This is a genomic window from Micromonospora peucetia (assembly GCF_900091625.1).
Lineage (GTDB): Bacteria > Actinomycetota > Actinomycetes > Mycobacteriales > Micromonosporaceae > Micromonospora > Micromonospora peucetia.
The window spans coordinates 6,300,063-6,319,663 of sequence record NZ_FMIC01000002.1 but is presented as its reverse complement, the minus strand read 5'-3'; the positions used below and the strand labels follow the sequence as shown (position 1 = coordinate 6,319,663).

Genomic DNA, 19,601 nt, shown 5'->3' with positions numbered 1-19,601 from the left:
ATGCGGCAACCATCTGAGACGGGGGAGAACAGGGTGGAAACTGTCGGCCGCGAGCTTGGTGCGAGGCTGTCAGAGCTGGTCCGGAGCGTACGTCTGATCAAACGGCGCCGGGCCGACGTCCGGCCGGGCGTGCCGGTCGGCCTGGCCGGCCTCCTCATGCAGATCGAGAAGCTTCCGGTGGACTGCCACGCCCGGGAGTTGGCGGCCCGCAGCGGGCTCGACCCGTCCACCGTCAGCCGCGCCGTCGCCACGCTCGTCAGCCACGGCCTGGTCGAGCGGCGCGTCGACCCCGCCGACAAACGGGCCAGCCTGCTCACCGTCACCCCGGCCGGACAGGCCGCCCTCACCGACACCTACGACTGGTACGGCCAGGTCCTCGACACCGCGCTCGCCGACTGGACCCCCGCGGAGGTGGCAGCGCTGTCCACCGCGCTCGGCCGCTTCACCCGCGACATCGAGACCGCCCTCGGACACCACGACAACCTGGAGGCCGCGCGATGAGCGCACCCACCACCACGGCCGGCAACGCGCCGATGACGCACCGGCAGACACTGGAGGCCCTCAGCGGTCTGTTGCTGGTGCTGTTCGTCGCGATGCTGAGCGGCACCGTCGTCTCGACGGCGCTGCCGAACATCATCGGAGCGCTGAACGGGTCGCAGAACCAGTACACCTGGGTGGTCACCGCCACCCTGCTCACGGCGACCGCGACCACCCCGATCTGGGGCAAGCTCGCCGACCTGTTCAACAAGAAGCTCCTGGTGCAGGTCGCCATCGTCGTCTTCCTGGTCGGCTCGGTGATCGCCGGCTTCGCCCAGACCGCCGGCCAGCTCATCGCCGCCCGCGCGTTCCAGGGCATCGGCGTCGGCGGGCTCCAGGCCCTCGTCCAGGTCGCCATCGCCGCGATGATCCCGCCCCGGGAGCGCGGCCGGTACAACGGCTACCTCGGCGGCGTCATGGCGGTGGCGACGGTCGGTGGCCCGCTGCTGGGCGGGCTCATCGTCGACACGTCCTGGCTCGGCTGGCGCTGGTGCTTCTTCGTCGGGGTCCCCGTCGCCGCCATCGCGCTGGTCCTGCTGCAGTTCACTCTGCGCCTGCCGACGGTGCGCCGCGAGAACGTGAAGATCGACTACCTGGGCGCGACCCTGATCGCCGCCGGGGTCAGCGTGCTGCTCATCTGGATCTCCTTCGTCGACAACTCGTTCGCCTGGGCCTCCTGGCAGACCGCGGCCATGGTGGGCGGCGCGGTCGCGCTGCTCGTGCTGGCCGTCTGGGTGGAATCCCGGGCCGACGAGCCGGTCATCCCGATCGGCCTCGTCCGTCAGCGCACCACCGCCCTGGCCATCCTGGGCAGCCTGGCCGTCGGCATGGCGATGTTCGGCGGCGCCGTATTCCTCGGCCAGTACTTCCAGATCGGCCGCGGCTACAGCCCCACGGAGGCCGGGCTGCTCACCATCCCGATGATGGCCGGCGTCCTCATCTCGTCGATCATCGCCGGCCGGCTGATCACCAAGACCGGGAAGATCAAGCCGTACATCGTCTTCGGCGCGGTCGTCCTCGTCATCGGGTTCGCCCTGCTCGGCACCATCGACCACGACACCTCACTGGTGCTGGTCGGCGCGGCCATGCTCATCGTCGGCGTCGGGGTCGGCATGACGATGCAGAACCTCGTTCTCGCCGTGCAGAACACCGTCTCGCTCAAGGACATCGGCGCGGCCAGCTCGACCGTGGCGTTCTTCCGTTCGCTCGGCGGCACCATCGGCGTCTCGGTGCTCGGTGCCGTCCTCGCCCGGCAGGTCGCCGACCAGATCACCGCCGATCTCTCCGCCGCCGGTGTCCCCGCCTCCGCCAGCGCGGGAGCCGGCAGCCTCAACCTCGACGCCATGCCCGCCGCGGTCCAGCAGATCGTCCGCGCCGCGTACGGGGACGCCACCGGCCACATCTTCATCATCTCCGCCGCGATCGCCGTCGTCGGCGTCATCGCCGCGGTGCTGCTCAAGCCGGTCGCCCTGCGAGCCAGCCTGGACCTGCCCGACACCGCCACGTCGACGGCCGTGGCCGCCGACGCCGTCGACGGCGCTCCCGCCTTCGACCAGGTGAGCGTGGGCGCTGCCGGGCAGGAGACGCCAGCGCGCCGCTGACGCCGGACCGAACAGAGCGGGGCCGCCACCGTCCTCCGACGGCGGCGGCCCCGCTCTGCCTGGGCACTCCGGGTCGTGTGTCACGACCAGGACGGCACCGACCGGAGGAACGCGTTCAGGGAACGCCGCCGCCCGTCGTCGCCGGACCGGTCTACCGGCCGCACATCGGGAACAGGTTGTCCCACAACCCCGGGACTCCGTGTCCGTCCGGACAGGGCGTAGCGGAAGGCGGCAGGAGCAGGCCGCCCCCGTTGACGGTCGACAGGTCGATGGTCGACGACCCGGCGACGGTACGGCTGTCGGAGCTGTCGGCGGCCGACCCGGCCACCGCCGGCGATCCGAGGGCCATGAACAGGAGCGCGCCCGGCACGAGCAGCCGCGCACCGAGGCGACCGTTGACTACGGTCCGCATGTGACCTCCAGGGAGTTTTCCGTCGGATGCTGCGAGCGTGATCGAGACCGGGGGTGAGGTCAATACCGACCCGGTCACGAGCCGGTCACACGAATCCGGACCACATGCGCTCTGGTCGATCCCTGGTGAGCTGGGCGGATGCCGGATTCTGACCCGGGCGCCGAGCACGCGTCCAACGGATCGGGCGGTGGGGCACGGAAAGCTCAAGTCCCCGGCCCCACCGCCTGACATCCACTACTTCAGGGCGTACGCCCGCTGGATGACCTGTTCCGTCCGGTTACCGTCCGCGTCCCAGGCGTGCACCTTCAGCCAGACGAAGCCGTCGGTGCGGGACAGCGTCGGGTGGCCGGCGACGACGTGGAACCGACCGTTGCCGGTGGGTACTGCCATCGCCTGACGCCAGGACGCACCGCCGTCGGTCGAGGTCCACACGGACATGCCCTTCACCTTGGCCTTGTCCGGAGTGAGCCCGTGCGGGGCCGCGGTGACGGTGAACACGTGCGGCTTCCCGGCCTTGGCCCGGTTGAGCAGGTCCAGGTTCAGGTCGTGGTCCAGCGCCAACACTGGCTGGAAGGCGCAGGAACCGGTGCCCATCGGACAGGCGTACCCGCTGGGCCGACCCGGCTGCGGGGCCTTGGACCGGAAGGTGTAGACCGTGTCCGTTCTGGGGGCCAGCGCCCGGACCGAGTCGAGTCCGTACGCCGTGTCCGAGGTCTCCAGCCGGTACACGCCGGGTTCGGTCGGGAGCTGGAAACGTCGCGGGGACGTGGCCAGCGGCGGAATTGCCACGCCGTCGCGGGTCAGCTTCCAGGTGCTGTCACCACTGCCGGCGGTCATGCTGTGCCCGTTGGTCCCGTCCAGCCAGTACTGCCCGGCGATGAAGTAGTCGCCGTCGCGGCAGAATCCGCAGGTGTTCTCCCGGACCACCGGGCTCGTCACCTCGATCGCACCGACGCGCAGGGGCGAGGCGAACCACTTCTCGGGCGCCCGACGCGTGCCCTGGCGGAAGTAGTCGTCCGACGTCCACCAGAACTGTTCCTGGCCGCCCTGCGGCGTCGTGCCGACCTGGATGATGTACCGCAGCCATCGCAGGTCATCGCCCTCGCCCACGTACTCGGTGCGCGCGGTCGGACCGGGGAACCGCCAGGTCGTCTGGGACGAGAACGGGTCCTTCGGACCGAGCACCCCCCAGATCGAGTCGAACATGTGCGGCTTGTCGGCGTGGTACTCCGTCTCCAGCTTCACCATGGCCTTCGGGTTCACCGGACGCTCCGGCGTCGACGGCACGCCGTCGAGGTGGTCCCGACGCAGGTGGTAGACGTAGGACGGATTGCTCTCACCGCCCAGGGTGAGGGTCGTCCGGCCGCGCTTGCGCAGCGCCTCACCCTCGGTGCGGGACAGGGTCAGCGCGACGATGTCGTCGGTGCTCGGCACGGAGTTGCCCAGCAGCGCGGGTGCGTTCGCGACGTCCACGTAGACCAGTGCCAGAGCCGCCCCGGCCGCTGCGGCGGCGTCCCGCGCCGCCCGCGCCTCGTTCAGCGCCTGGACATGTCGCCAGGGCCACGTCATGTCGGCCGGGATCTGGATCCGGACCAGTGCCGCCCTGCCCTTGACCCCTGCCGCCGCCAGCTCTTCCGGCTTACCGGCACCGGCGAACACCACAGGCAGGCTGCGTTGCTTCCCGTCGAGGTGCGACGAGACGGTGAGAAGGTCGTAGTCCGGGCTGAGCCTGCCGCCGCCCCTGACCCGCAGGTCCACCAGGGCCTCGGAGAGCGTCCACTGGTTGTGGAACTCGAAGAAACCGATCTTCACCGGCTTGGTCGGGGTGGCGTAGCCCTCGTACTGGCTGCCGCCGATCAGCATCGAGAAGGGCAGCACGGTGCCGTCCGCCAACCCACGCAGGGTGCCGAAGGAGACGCTCGGCATGTCGGTCGGCGCCGAGGTGGGTGGCCGGACGTTGACCGCCTTGCGGGCGTCCAGGGTCACCTCGGCCGGCCCGGTCACCGCGAACTCGGTCTCCGTCATCAGCGTCGCCCGCCGGATGTCCTCCTCGTGCTCGGTCATCGCCACCTGGATGTCGTACACCCCGACCGGCAGGCGCATCGTCACCACGCCGTTACGGGCGGTGTCGTAGTACGCCGGCTGCGTCATCGGGTCGTTGTCGACCGGGTTGTCGATCCGGATCGCGCCGACCGACTGCGGGCGGGGCGTGTCACCCCGCGAACCGATCAGCCGCACGGTCACCGGGAACGTCGCGGTCTCCTTGTACCAGGAGACACCCGTGCGCACCGACACCGATCCGTCGCCGGACTTCGCCAGCAGCAGCCCGCCGTATCCGCCCTGCGGTCCGACACCGGGGTCGACCGTGAGGGTCACCTCGGCGCTGCCCCGGGCCGGCACCTCGACGCTGGTCGCGGAGAGGGCAACCGAGCCGGTGGGCACCGGTTTGCCGTCGAACGCCTTGACATCCAGGGCGAGTTGGAGCGTGACGGACGTGCTGCCGGTGTTGCGGTAGGTGACCTTCCGGTCGCTCGGGGTCTGGTCGCCGCTGACGAACCGGCCCACGTTCAGCGTGGCCGGGCCGTAGACGTGCTGGTTGAGTGCGCGCGGGATGTCCAGTCGCCCGGTGCCGCCCTGCCACCAGGCGTAGTTGCCGGGCTTGGTGGCGGACACCAGGGCGTCCTTGAGCTGCGCCGGGGTCCAGTCCGGGTTGGCCTGTGCGAGCAGGGCGGCGGCACCAGCGACGTGCGGCGTGGCCATCGAGGTGCCGCCGATCCGGGTGTACTGCCCATCCACGATCGGCCCGAGAGCGGTGCCGGTCGCGCGGGCTGCCACGATCGCCGCACCCGGTGCCGTCATCTCCGGCTTGACCGCCGCGTCGCCGTAGCGGGGGCCTCGGTTGGAGAACCCGGCGAGCGCGTCGTTGACGTCCACCGCGCCCACGGTCAGCGCCGAACTCGCCGCGCCCGGGGCGCCGATCGCCATGTCGCCGTAGTTGTTGCCGGCCGCGACCACGAACAGCGTGCCGGTGGCCTCGGTCAGGCTGTTGACCGCCTCGCTCATCGGGTCGCTGCCGTCGGTGGTGATCGGTGACGACAGGCTCATGTTGACCACGTCGGCGCCCTGAGCGGCGGCCCACTCCATGCTGGCGATGATCCAGGAGTCCTGGCCGGAGCCGCCGGTGTCGAGGCCCTTCGCCGACAGCACCTGGGCACCGGGTGCGACGCCCTTGTGGCGTCCGCCGGAGGCCGCGCCCGATCCCGCCACGGTGGATGCCACATGGGTGCCGTGACCGTGGCGGTCGACGCCATCAGCCTCGGGGGTGAAGTTCGCGATACCGGCGATGTTGCCGGCCAGGTCCGGGTGGGTCGGGTCGATGCCGGTGTCGATCACGCCGACCTTCATGCCGGTGCCGGTGACACCGGCCTGCCAGGCCACCGGCGCGCCGACCTGGGGCACGCTCTCGGCCAGGTTGACCTTGAACTTGCGGTCCAACCAGACCTTCTCGACACCCTTGCCGAACACGCTCCGGGCGCTGCGGGTGTTCGCCGACGGTTCGAGCGAGTCCCAGAACTGGCGGGCGTTCGCCGTCGACACGCTCAGTGCCGCCCCGCCGATGCTGGTCAAGGTGCGGACGTTGTCGCTGGCCGGCAGCGCGTCGGCCTGTCGGGTGAGCGCCTTGGCGGTCGGGTCGCCGTCGAAGGTGACGATCACCGGCAGGCTCTTGGCCGTGCCGGTGATGCCCTGACGGACCAGTTCACGGACGTTGAAGAGGTCACGTTCGAGGACCCCGGCGGTGACGTACCGCGCGGCGTCGGACGGGATGACGTAGAGGTCGTCGCCGTCGCCTTGAGTGGTGAACGTGACCGACCGGTTCGGGTCGTCGGCGGCGTCCACCGCGTAGGTCGACCGGCCGTCGGCCCCGGTCGTCACGGTGACGGTGTCACCGGTCAGCAGCGGCACCCGGTGTGTGCCGACCTCCTCGGGGGTGGCCTTCGGGGTCGATGTGGCGGACGGTGTTCGATCACCTGTAGGAGCGGGTGAATCAGGCGAAGCGACCGCGATCTGCGTCGAGGTCAGCACGAGCGTTGCGCCGGCCGTAGCGGCGACGAGTAAACGCGCCACCTGCACAGTGGACATTGACACCTCCTGGTACCTAGTGGATCGAGAAGCTATCCCACCTGGCTCTCCCCTGTGAAGATCCATCAATGGCGTCGTGCCGTCACGCGGTGTGCCGGCGGCACCGGCCACCATGGATCTTCGTCATCAGCCTGCGGACCGGTGGGAGTGGCAGCGACACCCACGTGCCGCCCAGGCGCCACGGATGACGACCGAATCGGAGTGTCAGGATGATCACGGTGCGTAGTAGCCGGAGAAGTCATCCGGAGTGACATCGCGCGCGCCGTTTCCGTCTGCCGGGACGAAGCCGGCGACGATCGGATGCCGGCGTCGTCCCTGTGATAGAAACCCCCGGTGGCCGCCATGCGATTCCAACTTCTGGGGCCGCTCGACGTGTGGGCCGACGGCCGGCGCGTGCCCCTCGGCACGGTGAAGCAACGGTTGCTCTGCGCCACCCTGCTGCTGGACCCGAACGAGGTGCTGCACACCGAACACCTCGCCGAGATGCTGTGGGACGAACCCCGGCCGGCCTCCGCGGCGGCCAACCTGAGGACGTACGCCCACGGGCTGCGTCAGGGCCTGCGCGACCAGCCGGACGGCGCGAGCCGGCTGCACACCGGCACCGGCGGCTACCTGCTCGAGGTGCGCCCGGGTGAACGGGACCTCGACGAGTTCGAGGAGGCGGCACAGCAGGGCCGCGACGCCCGTACCCGGGGTGAGCTGCGGCAGGCCGAGGCGAGCCTGGCCCACGCGCTCACCCTCTGGCGCGACTCGCCGCTGGCCGGGCTGCCCCTGCCCCGCACGATCGCCGTGCGCCTGACGCGCCTGCACGAGCAGCGGCTGATGGTCGAGGAGGAACACGTCCAGGCCAGACTCGACCTGGGCGCGTCCGCCGAACTGGTCGGACGGCTGCGGGGGCACGTCGAGACCCATCCGCTCCGGCAACGCGGCTGGGGCCAGTTGATGACCGCGCTCTACCGCACCGGCGACATCGCCGGCGCGGTCGACGCGTACCTGCGGGCCCGCCGGGTGCTGGCCGACCAGCTCGGCATCGATCCCAGCCCCTGGCTGGAGGCGCTCTACCGGGACATCCTCGACCACAGCCCTCATCTGACCGGCGAGCCGCAGCGGTCGCTGCCCGCGCGGGTGGTGATCCGTGGGCTGCCCCCTGCCGTCGACACCTTCGTCGGTCGGCGGGAAGAGATCGACGCCGTACGCGGCTGGCTCGACGGACCCACGACGAGCCCGGTGGTCGCGTTGCACGGTCCGGGTGGGGCCGGCAAGTCGGCGCTGGCCGTCCGGCTCGCCCACCATCTCGCCGACCGGTACCCGGGCGGCACCCTCTATGTGGACCTCCAGGGGTCGGACGTCGACCTGCCACCCCTGAGGCCCATCGACGTCCTCGGCCGGTTCCTCCGGGCGCTCGGCGTGCCGGGCGGTGCCGTGCCGTCCGACGTCGGCGAGGCCACCGTCGCCTACCGGTCGGAGATCGCGGGCCGGCGGGTGCTCGTCGTCCTCGACAACGCCCGGGACGCCGCCCAGGTCAGGGCGTTGCTGCCGGCGGACGGGTCGTGCGGTGTCGTGGTGACGAGCAGGCGGATGCTCGCCACGCTGCCCAACGGCCGGCACCTGGCGGTGGGGCTGCTGTCCCGTACCGAGGCGGTCGGGCTGCTCGCGGGCGAGTGCGGGGCCGGCCGGGTGGCGGCCGAGCCGGACGCGGCGGCCCGCCTGGTGGAGCTCTGCGGCATGTTGCCGCTGGCGATTCGGATCGTCGGTGCCCGGCTGGCCAGCCGGCCCGGTTGGCCGATCGCCCGGCTGGTCGAGCGTCTCGCCGACCCTGGGCTGCGCCTCAGCGAGTTGGAGTTCGACGACCTCAGTGTCCGGCCGTCCATCTCGCTCACCTACGCCGCGCTGTGCGACGGCGGTGCCCCTGGGCAACTCTGCGCCCGGGTCTTCCGGATGATCGGCAGCACCCGCCTGCCCGACGTCACCGTCCGCGCCGTCGCCGCCCTCCTCGGCGAGTCGCTCGCGCGGGCCGAGAGCGCCCTCGACCGGCTTGCCGACGAGCGGTTGGTGGAGCCGCGGGAACCGGGCGTCTACGGCATCCACGACCTGGTCCGGCTGTACGCGGTCGAACGGGCGGAGGACGAGCCGGCGGACGAGCGGGAGACCGCGCTGCGGCGGCTGCTGGAGATGTACGTGCAGGGCGCCCGGGAACTCGAGCGGATAACCAACGCCGGCTGGGCGCCGATCGGACCCGGCGACCAGGCCCGGCCCGCCTGGCACGACCTGCCGGAGAACCTCGCGCAGGCGGCCCGGTGGCTGGCCGAGGAACATCCCAACATCCTGGCGGCCTTCCGGCAGGCCTGCACCTCCGCTCCGGCCACCGCGAAGCTCGCCGCCACACTGGCCTGGGCGAGCGTCGCCTCGTTGCATCGGCACGGCTACCTGCAGGAGGCCCTCACCCTCGTCGACGGCGCCGTCGCCACCACCGAGCGGCTCGGCCTGACCCTCGAACACTGCGCCGCGCTGTTCTACCGGGCGGCGTTCAACAAGGGCACCGCTGATCCGTCGGTGGTCGAGGCGGATCTGCTGCGCTGCCTCGACCTGCTCCAGCCGCTCGATGACCGGAACCGGATCGCCAGCTGCCTGGAGGCCCTCGGCAACCTGCGCTACCGGATGGGCGACGTGCCGCGTGCGCTCGCCTACCACGACGAGACGCTCGCGCTACGCCGGGAGTCGGGCCGACCGCTCCCGGTCGGCGCGACCCTCAGCAACGCCGCGCAGGTGCGCCTGTCGGCGGGGGCCGAGAAGGAGGCGTTCGCGGACGTCGAGGAGGCGCTGCGCATCGCCCGCGACATCGACGCCATCGGCCTGGAAGGCGCCGCACTCAGCATGCGGGGACAGTTGCTGTGCCGCACCGGCCGCTGGTCCGAGGCCCGCGAGTGCCTCGACGAGGCGATGGTGGCCACCGGCCGGTCCGGCGACCTGCCGTCGCGCTGCGAGGCCCTGCTGTCCCGCGCGGCGGCCCACCTCCGGCTGGGGGACCACGCCGCCGCCGCCCGCGACGCCGACGAGGCGGGGACGGCGGCCGTCCGGATCGGCGACCGCTACCTGTTGGCCGTTGCCCGGCAGGCCCGGGGCGGGATCGCCCGGGCGGCCGGCGACCGGAGCGCCGCGTCCGCCCTGGAGGCCGAGGCGCGGGAGGCGATCAGTTCGCTGCCGGGCTACCGGGAGCCGCAGTACGTCGAGTACTTCGGCCAGCTCTGAACTCCCGGGACCGGGCCCGTCGACGGCCCGACCCGGTCGACCTGGCCGGGTTCCGTCGGCTGCCGGTCGTGGCGGCTCAACCCGGCGCGTCGAAACCCATCGCGACCCGGGTCAGGCCGGCCTTGTTCGACATGCCGGTCTTCTGCCGCAGTCGGTGCACGTAGGTGTCGACGGTCGCCTTGGACAGGCTGAGCCGGCTGGCGATCTGCTTGTGCGTCAGGCCCTGTGCGACCAGCGTCAGGACGTCCCGCTCCCGCTCGCTCAGCGGGCGCGCGCCGACCGTCGCGTCGTCGCGCGTCGCCGGGACGGGGCGGGGCGGGTGGATGGCCTCGCGGTACCTGCCGGTGACGTAGCAGTCCCCGCTGCCGACGGTGTCGACGGCCCTGAGCAGGGTGTCCGCGCTGGCGTACGGGCCGAGGTAGCCGAGGGCGCCGGCGGAGAGCGCCACCTGCGCGGGACCGAGGTCGGCGGACCCCGACACGACGAGGACGCCCGGACATGCGACGAACTGCCGCGCCTGCCGCGCCTGCCGCACCTGCTGCGCCGCGTCGGCGCAGTACCGGTCGGTGATGAGCACGTCGGGCACGACCTCCAGGGCCAGCACGGCACCCAGCGACGGGAAGACGCCCACGAGGGTCGCGTCCGGGGCGCCGTTGAGGACCTCGACGACGCCTCGGAAGGCCAGCGAGCCGTCGTCCACCACACCCACGGTGACAGTCATCCTCCACCTCCCTGTGGTCTGCTCTGGCAGACCCGGCCACCGTACGGGCGGGTGGATACAAGGCGGGCACATGCCGGGGACGGCGCGGCGGCGTCGTTGCCGTCGTCGATCTCCGCACGGCGGACGAAGCGGCGGCCGGCGGCCACGCTGACCGGGCCAAGCCGCGCGGCAGGCCCGGATCGGCCGTCGGGCGCCTGTACTTCGCGTGTACAAGGCGTGTAGTTCTACCACCGTCGCGTCGGGGCGTCCGGAGCAGAGACGACGGCGGGGAGGGACGGCATTCCGTCCCTCCCCGCCGTCGACGGAGCCGCTCAGGACAGGAACTTGTCCAGGGCGGCCTCGATGCTGCCGGAGTCCGGCGCCGCGTACGACTTCATGGTGGTCTTGTTGTACGAGATGAAGCTCGGGCACTTCGCGGCCGGGGCGTTCACGGTGCCGCCGTCGCCGATCTTCTCGCCGGTCTTCGCGGCGTAGAAGGTCAGGGTGTAGCGCGACGAGATGTAGTTGACGGTGACCTGCTTGTCCGAGCTGTCCTTGTACTGGCACGCCTTGGGCGCGCCCTCGCTGCCCTCCACGAACTTCAGGCAGCCGACCACCGACACCGTCTCGAAGTCCGCGCTCTTGGCGTAGTACGGCTTGTTCGAGCCGACCGACTTCGACGACCAGGAGGTCGGCCGGTCGGGGTTGTTCGAGAACGTGTACGCCTTGGCGCCGGACGGGCCGTTGTAGGCCGCCGCGTTGAGGATCTGGCCGCCCTCGCAGACGTTGGACAGGTCGCTGGAGTAGCGGGCGGTCACCGCGTTGTTGCTCGGCTTTTCGGTGTCGTCCTGCCCCGGCGTGGGGGAGGCGTCCGTGCCCGGCGTGCCGCCGGCATCGGGGCTGGGGCCGGAGGTCGCGACCGTGGTGGGCTCGTCGTCGTCACCGTTGACGAGCACGAGGCCGATGCCGGCGCCGCAGATGGCGAGCACGAGGACCACCGCGCCGGCGGCCAGCCCGATGATCAGGCCCTTGTTCGACTTCTTCGGCGGCGGGATAGGGGCGCCGAACTGCGGCGCCTGCGCTGGCGGCCCGTATCCCGGGTACCCGCCCTGCTGCGGCGCGGGTGGCCCGCTCCAGGGGGTGACGTTCGGGTCCGGCTGCTGCCCTCCGTACGGAGGGTAACTGTCGCTCATGTGAAGCCCTTATCGCTGTCGACGTGTGCCCAGGCACGGGATCAACGATCAGGGTAGTGAGCGCCGCAAACCGCGACGATGGGCAGTCGAACCGGCTGGCCCCGATGCCCCGCACCAACGGGGCGACACATCACTCTCAGTACGAGTTACGGCTCGGTACGTGTCCGGGGCCGCTGGATGGTCCGTTGTGCCGGCGGCCCGAATCCGGGCCGCCGGAAGGGAATTCTGTTGTTACGCCCCGGGTGTGGGTCCGAGGGGTCAAGGGGCCACCGCGTGTGGCGAAGATCACGTGCTGGTGGACCGAGACGTGGGTGACACCTGGCCGCTGGGCCCTGATCCGACCGTCGGCGGGTGGTGGCCGGTCGGCCCGGACGCCCGACGTGGGTATCCGGGCAGACCACGCCGCCCGGGCGGTCGGGGCTGGCCGGTCTCAGGTGGCGGTGCAGCTCACCGCCCCCACGTTCGTGCTCCCGGCGGTGCTGCCGAGGAAGCCGAAGGTGGCCTGCGCGCCGGGGGCGAGGGCGCCGTTCCAGGCCGTGTTGCGGGCGGTGACCTCGGCTCCGCTCTGCGCCAGCTGGGCGTTCCACGACTGGCTGATCCGCTGGCCGTCGGCGAACACGAAACGCACGGTCCAGCCGGAGACCGGCGTGGCGCCGGAGTTGCGGACCGTCACCTCGCCCTGGAATCCGCCCTGCCACTGGTTGACCACCCGGTAGCTGGCGGTGCAACCGATGGACGGGCCGGTGGGGGTCGGCGTGGGGCTCGCGGTGGGGGTCGGGGTGACGCCGCCCAGCGCCGCGGCCAGCGCCGGGTACCACCGGTCAGCCATCTTCTGGTCGCCGGTCGCGTTCGGGTGCACGCCGTCGTAGGTGTCGGTGGCCGTGCTGAACCCGGTCCACTGGTCGACCACCACCACCGGCGAGGCCGGGGTGCCGGTCGCCGCCGCCCAGCCGTCGATCGCGTCGTTGAGCGCCACCACCCGCTGGCCGCATGCCGGACACGTGGGCGGCGCCATGGGGATGATCTTCGCGACGAGGACCCTCATCGCCGGGTTGCTGGCCCGCATCTGTTCCACCAGCCTGCCGTACGCGGCGAGGATCGTGGCGGGCGGGATGTCGCTCCACGCGTCGTTGGTGCCGAAGTGCATCAGGACGATGTCGGGCCGGGTGGCGGCCAGCCAACCAGGTAGCAGGTTCTGGTTGGCCACATTGGTCACCAGGTAGCCGCCGTGTCCCTCGTTGTCGCCGTCGTACGGCTGGCCGCAGCCCTGCGGGCCGAGTGTGCCGACGAAGTCGACGTCGGTGTGGCCGGTGGACTGGAGGCGGTTCCAGAGCGCGGCACGCCAGCAGCCGGGCGAGCCGGTGATCGAGTCGCCCAGCGGCATGACCCGCACCGGTGCGGCGGACGCCGGCAGGGCGGGGGAGGGGGCGGTGAGCCCGACGACGAGGGCGAGGGGGAGCGCCGCCAGCGCGGCGAGCAGGGCATGGATCAGGGGCCTTCGGAGCATGGTGGAGGAACTCCTGTCACAGGTCGAGGTGCGAGGTGTGACGGCCCGGTGCTCCCCCGGCAGTCAACCAGAAAAGTCGACCTATCTCAATGGAATCACCTTTCACGCAAGGCATTCACGGCAGTCTTTCCCAACATCGTCCTCATATCGTGAACATCAACAAAATTTACGACCATGAATGTTGCGGCTAAGGTTTGCTCATCGTCCAGACCGCCTGTCGGGTGCGCCACGAGCCACCCGGGGGCCACCACAGTAGGAGGACCGGGGTATGACATTCCCCCGCACTCATCGGCGTACTCTCGCCGCTGCGGCCAGCGTGTTCGCCAGCGCCGCCATGGTCACCACCATGATCGGCGCCCCGGCGGCGGCCTCGGCCACCGGCGAGATCCTCAGCGCCGGTGGCGCGACCGCCGTGGCCGACAGCTACATCGTGGTACTCAAGGACACCAGCGTCGGCGGAAGCGCCGGCACCCGGCAGGGCGAGGTGAAGAGCACCGCGGGTTCGCTCGCCGCCCGCTTCGGCGGCAGCGTCGGCCACGTCTACGGTGACGCGCTCAACGGCTTCGAGGTGAAGCTGTCGGAGCGGGCCGCCAAGCGCCTCGCCGCGCACCCCGACGTCGACTACGTCGAGCAGAACCACAGCGTGTCGACCATGGCCACCCAGAACAACCCGCCGTGGGGCCTGGACCGCATCGACCAGCGGGCCCTGCCGCTCAGCCGTAGCTACACCTACAACAGCACCGGCGCCAACGTGACGGCGTACATCATCGACACCGGCATCCGGACCTCGCACGCCGACTTCGCCGGCCAGGCCGTCGACGGCTACGACGCGATCGACAACGCGCTGCCGGCCGCCGACTGCAACGGCCACGGCACGCACGTCGCGGGCACCGTCGGCGGCAACACCTACGGCGTGGCGAAGAACGTCCAACTGGTCGCCGTCCGCGTGCTGAACTGCCAGGGCAGCGGCACCTGGGCGCAGGTCATCGCCGGCATCAACTGGGTGACGTCGAACCACCAGGCGGGTCAGCCGGCGGTGGCGAACATGAGCCTCGGCGGCTCCACCAACACGGCCCTGAACACCGCGGTGGCGAACTCGATCGCCGACGGCATCAGCTACGCCGTGGCCTCCGGCAACTCGAACGCCAACGCCTGCAACTTCTCGCCGGCCTCCGTGCCGACGGCGCTGACCGTCAACGCGTCGCAGAACAACGACGCGCGGGCCTCGTTCTCCAACTGGGGCACCTGCACCGACATGTTCGCGCCGGGCGTGGGCGTCCTGTCGGCCTGGCACACCAGCAACACCGCCACCAACTCCATCAGCGGCACCTCGATGGCCGCGCCGCACGTCGCGGGTGCGGCTGCCCGGGTGCTCAGCGTCAACCCGGGCTGGACGCCCGCCCAGGTGCACTCGTACCTGGTCGGCCAGGCCACGCCCAACGTGATCACCAGCCCCGGCACCGGCTCGCCGAACCGCCTGCTCTACCTGGCTCCCACCTTCTGACCGACTCCGTCGGCGCACCGGCCCCCGGGTGACCCTGCCCGGGGGCCGGTGCGCCGCCACCATTGCGCCGAAACCGCCCGCGCTCGACCGCGCCGCGGCGCGCTGCGGCTCGCCGCCGGCGGCGCTGGAGATCTTGGTGCGGTTCGGCCCAGCCAGGGGCCGATCCGCACCAAGATCTGTCTGACAGGCGTGCGGGGGCGGGCGGTGGGGGAGTGGGGGAGTTTGATGGGTGTCCATGTTGCGGGGAACTGGTGGCAGGCATAAGCTGCGAGCTGTGGGAGCGCTCCCGGTCCTGTGGGCAGGGATTTCCGTGAGCCTCCGGGCGGCTGACCGGCGTCGGGCGCCGACGCGCCAGCCGCCGACCTGTCCGGGCGGACGTGGCGTCCCGTCCTGTGTCGCCGCACCACCACCTGACCCCCGATCGGAAGCGAAGGCACCCACATGGAATTCCGTCCGCGCCTGTCCCGGCGCAACCTGGTCATGGTCGGCGCAGTCGGCGCGCTGACCATCGCGGCGTCGTCCCTCGTCCCGGCCCCTGCCGCGCAGGCCGCCAGCGGCTGCGCCGTCACGTACAGCGCCAACTCGTGGCAGGGCGGCTTCACCGCCAACATCACGATCAAGAACCTGGGCGACGCGGTCGACGGGTGGACGCTCGGCTTCACCTTCCCCGACGCCGGCCAGCGGGTCGGCCAGGGCTGGTCGGCGACCTGGAGCCAGACCGGCACCGCCGTCACCGCGCGCAACGTGAGCTGGAACGGCACGCTGGCGACCGGCGCGTCGACCAGCATCGGGTTCAACGGCACCTGGACCGCCGCCAACCCCGCGCCGACGGCGTTCACCCTCAACGGCACCGCGTGCACCGGCGCGACCACGCCGACCACCCCGCCGGCCCCCACGACGCCGCCGCCGACGACCCCACCCCCCACGACCCCGCCGCCGACCACTCCGCCGCCGGGCGGTGCGACCCCGGTCGCGATCAACGGACAACTGCGGGTGTGCGGGGTCAACCTGTGCAACCAGTACGGCCGGCCGATCCAACTGCGCGGCATGAGCACCCACGGCATCCAGTGGTTCGCCCGCTGCTACAACGACGCCTCACTGGACGCGCTGGCCGACGACTGGCGGGCCGACCTGCTGCGGATCGCCATGTACGTCCAGGAGGACGGCTACGAGACCGACCCGGCCGGGTTCACCAACCGGGTCAACGCCCTGGTCGACGAGGCCGAGCAGCGGGGCATGTACGCGTTGATCGACTTCCACACCCTGACGCCGGGCGACCCGATGCACAACCTGGACCGGGCCAAGACCTTCTTCGCCGCCGTCTCCGCCCGCAACGCCGCCAAGAAGAACGTCATCTACGAGATCGCCAACGAGCCCAACGGCGTCAGTTGGGGGACCATCAAGAGCTACGCCGAGCAGGTCATCCCGGTCATCCGCGCCAACGATCCGGACGCGGTGGTCGTGGTCGGCACCCGCGGCTGGTCCTCGCTGGGCGTCTCCGACGGCTCCAACGCCAACGAGATCATCAACAACCCGGTGAACGCCGCCAACGTCATGTACACGTTCCACTTCTACGCCGCGTCCCACCGGGACAACTACCGTGCCGAGGTGGAGCGGGCCGCCGCCCGGCTGCCGTTGTTCGTCACCGAGTTCGGCACGGTGGACTACACCGGTGACGGCGGGGTCGACGTCGCCAGCAGCAACGCCTGGCTCGACCTGCTGGACCGCCTGAAGATCAGCTATGCGAACTGGACCTACTCGGACAAGGCCGAGGGCAGCGCCGCGCTACGGCCGGGCACCTGCGCCGGCGGCACGTACACCGGCCCGAACGTGCTCACCCAGTCGGGCGCCCTGATCCGGGACCGCATCCGCACCCCGGACAACTTCCCCACCGCCTGATCGACCCCGTCCCCGCGCGAGGCCCCGCCGCCCCCGGCGGGGCCTCGCCCGTGGTCCCGGCTTCCCTCGACCGCAGTGCGTCACTGATCACGCGGCGTAGCAGGACCACCCGATCAGGCCTGCGCGGGGGCACCGGGAAGGTCGCCTCAGGCCGGTACGGTGTGGTCCGACTCGAACCGGTCCCGGGTCAGGAACGCCAGCTGGGCCCGCTTGTCGGGCATGTCGATCTCGTCGGCGAAGGTGAAGCCCTCCCGCCGCAGCCGCTCCAGCGCGCGCTCGTTGCGCACGTCGGGCTCGACGACGATCCGCAGCCGGGTGGGGTCGGCGAACAGGAAGCGGGCGAGCGCGGGACCGATGGCCGTGGTGAGGCCCTTCGGCGGGCGCCTGCCGGGGGCGAGCAGCAGGTGCATCCCGACGTCACCGGGCCGTACGACGTAGCGCTCGCCGACCGGGTCCGCCTCCGGCTGGTAGGTCTGGAACAGGCCGATCGGTGTGCCGTCGAGCATGATCAGGTACGCGTGGTGGGTGGCGAGACTGTCGACGAACTCGTAGATCTCCCGCACCTCGTCGACCGAGTGTGACCCCATGCCCCAGAACGCCGCCCGGGGCTCGGTCACCCAACCGTGCACCAGTTCCGCGTGGGCCTTCGGGTCCAGCACGACGAGCGACAGCTCGCCGAAGTCGGGGATCTTCTCCTGGTGGGTCACGGTGTCGCGTCTCCTGGTTCTCGGGTGAGTTCTCGCCAGTCGGTGACCACCGGGACCAGTTCGCCGTCGGCCCACAGTGGCAGTTGGTCGTCGAAGTGCGGGTCGCCGGGGCGCCCGGAGGCACCGAAGGGGACGATCCAGCGGCTGTCCGCGCGGTCGGTCAGGTCCCACACGTAGCGGGCCACCGGGCCCCGCCAGCACGTGTCGGACACCCCGGGCACGCTCGACGTGGCCAGTACGCAGTCGGAGTCGCCGGCCAGCTTGACCCGCTCCCGCATGGCCCGCACCGCCTCGTCGACCGCCGCCTCCACCCCGAGGTGGACGGGGTGCAGCACGTGTCGCCCGCCCCACGGCCCGGGTGGGTCGCCCGCAGCGACGTCCTCGAGTGCCCCGGCCGCCACCGGGCCGATGTCGCCGCCGAGGCGGTGCAGCCCGGTGGCCACCCCGTCGAGGGCGTGGCCGATGCGGGACAGCGGGTCGGTCCACGGCGCGAACAGGCCGTCGAACGCGCTCGGGGTGTCGCGCAGCGGGCGCAGGCAGGGGTGGTCGTACAGCCGGCGGGCCAGGGCCGCACGCCAGGCGGCCCAGGCGCCGGCGTCGGCGCTGTCAGCCCGCATGTGCCCGTCCCACCTGGTCAGCCGGTCCCGCAGGCGCCGCGCCGGCTGGCTGAGCCCGTCGGGGTCGACCCGGTCGAGCACGCCGCGCAGCGCCCCGGCCTCCAGCCGGGTGTCCATGTGTACGGCGTCCGCCCGGGCGCCGTCGGCGAGCAGGGCGCGGATGCGGCGGGCGCGGTGCGGCGGGGCGAAGCCGGTGCCGAGGTCCGTGACGTCGGGGCGACGGTCGTTGGCACAGACCGCGAGCCCGTCGACGGCGGTGCGCCGTGGCTCGGCGTAGCCGCCCTGCCACCGGTACCGCGGATCCCCGCCGGGCACCGGTTCCCGGCGGCACCGGTCGTCGCGCAGCGGGACGAGCCCGGCCACCAACTGGTGGACCGTTCCGCCCCGATCGGCGACGAGGACGCTGTTGACCGGCTCGACCCAGTCGCGCAGCGCGTCGGCGACGTCGTCGGCGCTGCGGGCGCGCAGCAGCGGCAGCAGCGCGTCGAAGCCCAGCCGCTGCTCGACCCGGCTGGGGGTGCGCAGACTGATCGCCTCGCCGGTGCCCCGGTCGTGGTCGACCACCGGGCCGCGCGGCGTCTCGATCACCTCGACGGACTCCGGCTCGCCGCCGCGGACCTCGATCCGCTCGACGTGGCGGTGTGCCGGCGCCCAGCCGTCCGCCTCGCGGACCAGGACCCGCTCGCCGTCGTGGCGCAACTCCTCGCGGTAGAGGTCTTGGTAGTCGGCCATGGCGTTGGTGACGGCCCAGGCGACCTCGCCGGCATGTCCGAAGTGGGGGAGGCCGGGGACCCCGGGGAACGCGAAGCCGAGCACGTCGAACTCGGGGCAGGCGAGGCGCACCTGCTGGTAGATGCCGGGAAGTTCGAGGATGCGGTGCGGGTCGCCGGCGACGACCGGCGCCCGCCCGGTGGCCGGGTCGCCGGGCACGGCCCAGGCGTTGCTGCCCGATCCGCCGGGGCCCTCGACGGCGAACAGTTCGGTCGCCGACGGGCCGAGGGCGGCGGCGACGTGGGCGTGCCACAGCTTGTTGGGGAAGGTGGAGAAGAGCACGTGCTGGACGAGGAAGACACCAAGCGGCGACCACGGCCGCCACCGGCCCGGGGTGCAGTCGACCGCGGCGAACTCGGGTGCCGCTGCGGCACCCTCGGCGAGCCCGTCGTTGACCCCGTCCACATAGGCGGTGACCCACCGCTGGGTGGCGGGGGCGAGCCGCTCGAAGCAGCGCCGGGCGGTGTCGTCGAGGCGGGCCCGGCGGGCGAACCTGTCCCAGCCCAGCTCGGCGGGGCCGACGTGTTCGGCGAGCCGGCCCTCCGAGCGCCACCGCTCGACCTCGATCTGCCAGGCCCGGTCGACGGCGGCGACCCGTCCCTGCAATCGGGCGAGGCCGTCGACGGTGCCGGCGCGCAGGTGCGGGATTCCCCACCGGTCACGATGGATACCGGTCGTCGCCGCGTGGGGCGGATGGGCGGTCGTGCCGCCTGCCACAGGGAATGTCAACTTAGGTTACCCTCCCTTAAGTTAGGCAGACCTTA

Annotated in this window: 12 protein-coding genes; 5 read left to right on the top strand and 7 right to left on the bottom strand. The window is 71.9% G+C overall.

The features are described from left to right. The first annotated feature begins 33 nt into the window (after nucleotides 1-33). Entirely contained in the window at nucleotides 34-501 is a 468-nt protein-coding gene (locus GA0070608_RS27715; protein ID WP_218107597.1) for a MarR family winged helix-turn-helix transcriptional regulator, read from the top strand. Further along, nucleotides 498-2,138, top strand: a complete 1,641-nt coding sequence (locus GA0070608_RS27710; protein WP_091631711.1) for an MDR family MFS transporter — start codon at nucleotides 498-500, stop codon at nucleotides 2,136-2,138. The genes GA0070608_RS27715 and GA0070608_RS27710 overlap by 4 nt, the downstream gene beginning before the upstream one ends. A gap of 151 nt (nucleotides 2,139-2,289) precedes the next feature. Here GA0070608_RS27710 and GA0070608_RS27705 read toward each other — a convergent pair whose 3' ends face one another. Together GA0070608_RS27705 and GA0070608_RS27700 are read right to left on the bottom strand one after the other, a co-directional pair. After that, nucleotides 2,290-2,550: a hypothetical protein gene (locus tag GA0070608_RS27705; protein ID WP_091631708.1), complete on the bottom strand. Its 261-nt coding sequence runs from the start codon at nucleotides 2,548-2,550 to the stop codon at nucleotides 2,290-2,292. A 234-nt stretch (nucleotides 2,551-2,784) separates the two neighbouring features. Continuing rightward, the gene (locus GA0070608_RS27700; RefSeq protein WP_176733865.1) at nucleotides 2,785-6,513 is read right to left on the bottom strand and encodes a S8 family peptidase; all 3,729 of its coding nucleotides are present in this window, start codon (nucleotides 6,511-6,513) and stop codon (nucleotides 2,785-2,787) included. A gap of 519 nt (nucleotides 6,514-7,032) precedes the next feature. Here GA0070608_RS27700 and GA0070608_RS27695 point away from each other — a divergent pair. Further along, nucleotides 7,033-9,939: an AfsR/SARP family transcriptional regulator gene (locus tag GA0070608_RS27695; RefSeq protein WP_245716155.1), complete on the top strand. Its 2,907-nt coding sequence runs from the start codon at nucleotides 7,033-7,035 to the stop codon at nucleotides 9,937-9,939. A gap of 76 nt (nucleotides 9,940-10,015) precedes the next feature. Here the strand turns inward: GA0070608_RS27695 and GA0070608_RS27690 are convergent, their stop codons facing one another. From GA0070608_RS27690 to GA0070608_RS27680, 3 genes are all read right to left on the bottom strand, one after another. After that, entirely contained in the window at nucleotides 10,016-10,660 is a 645-nt protein-coding gene (locus tag GA0070608_RS27690) for a response regulator transcription factor (protein WP_176733864.1), read from the bottom strand. A 311-nt stretch (nucleotides 10,661-10,971) separates the two neighbouring features. Then, entirely contained in the window at nucleotides 10,972-11,832 is an 861-nt protein-coding gene (locus GA0070608_RS27685; RefSeq protein WP_091631694.1) for a flagellar basal body-associated FliL family protein, read from the bottom strand. Nucleotides 11,833-12,262: 430 nt separating this feature from the next. After that, nucleotides 12,263-13,339: a cellulose binding domain-containing protein gene (locus tag GA0070608_RS27680; protein WP_091631690.1), complete on the bottom strand. Its 1,077-nt coding sequence runs from the start codon at nucleotides 13,337-13,339 to the stop codon at nucleotides 12,263-12,265. Nucleotides 13,340-13,607: 268 nt separating this feature from the next. Here GA0070608_RS27680 and GA0070608_RS27675 point away from each other — a divergent pair, with 268 nt between their 5' ends. Both GA0070608_RS27675 and GA0070608_RS27670 read left to right on the top strand, forming a co-directional pair. Then, nucleotides 13,608-14,843 carry a S8 family peptidase gene (locus tag GA0070608_RS27675; RefSeq protein ID WP_091631687.1) on the top strand — a complete coding sequence of 412 codons (1,236 nt, stop codon included), beginning with the start codon at nucleotides 13,608-13,610 and terminating at the stop codon, nucleotides 14,841-14,843. Nucleotides 14,844-15,284: 441 nt separating this feature from the next. After that, nucleotides 15,285-16,742 (top strand): cellulase family glycosylhydrolase, encoded by a 1,458-nt coding sequence (locus GA0070608_RS27670; RefSeq protein ID WP_091631684.1) that lies wholly within the window; start codon nucleotides 15,285-15,287, stop codon nucleotides 16,740-16,742. 146 nt (nucleotides 16,743-16,888) lie between these two features. Here GA0070608_RS27670 and GA0070608_RS27665 read toward each other — a convergent pair whose 3' ends face one another. Further along, nucleotides 16,889-17,449: a GNAT family N-acetyltransferase gene (locus GA0070608_RS27665; protein WP_091631681.1), complete on the bottom strand. Its 561-nt coding sequence runs from the start codon at nucleotides 17,447-17,449 to the stop codon at nucleotides 16,889-16,891. Beyond that, nucleotides 17,446-19,566 carry a penicillin acylase family protein gene (locus tag GA0070608_RS27660; protein ID WP_245715974.1) on the bottom strand — a complete coding sequence of 707 codons (2,121 nt, stop codon included), beginning with the start codon at nucleotides 19,564-19,566 and terminating at the stop codon, nucleotides 17,446-17,448. Before GA0070608_RS27660 ends, GA0070608_RS27665 begins: the two co-directional genes overlap by 4 nt. Between the last annotated feature and the right edge of the window lie 35 nt (nucleotides 19,567-19,601).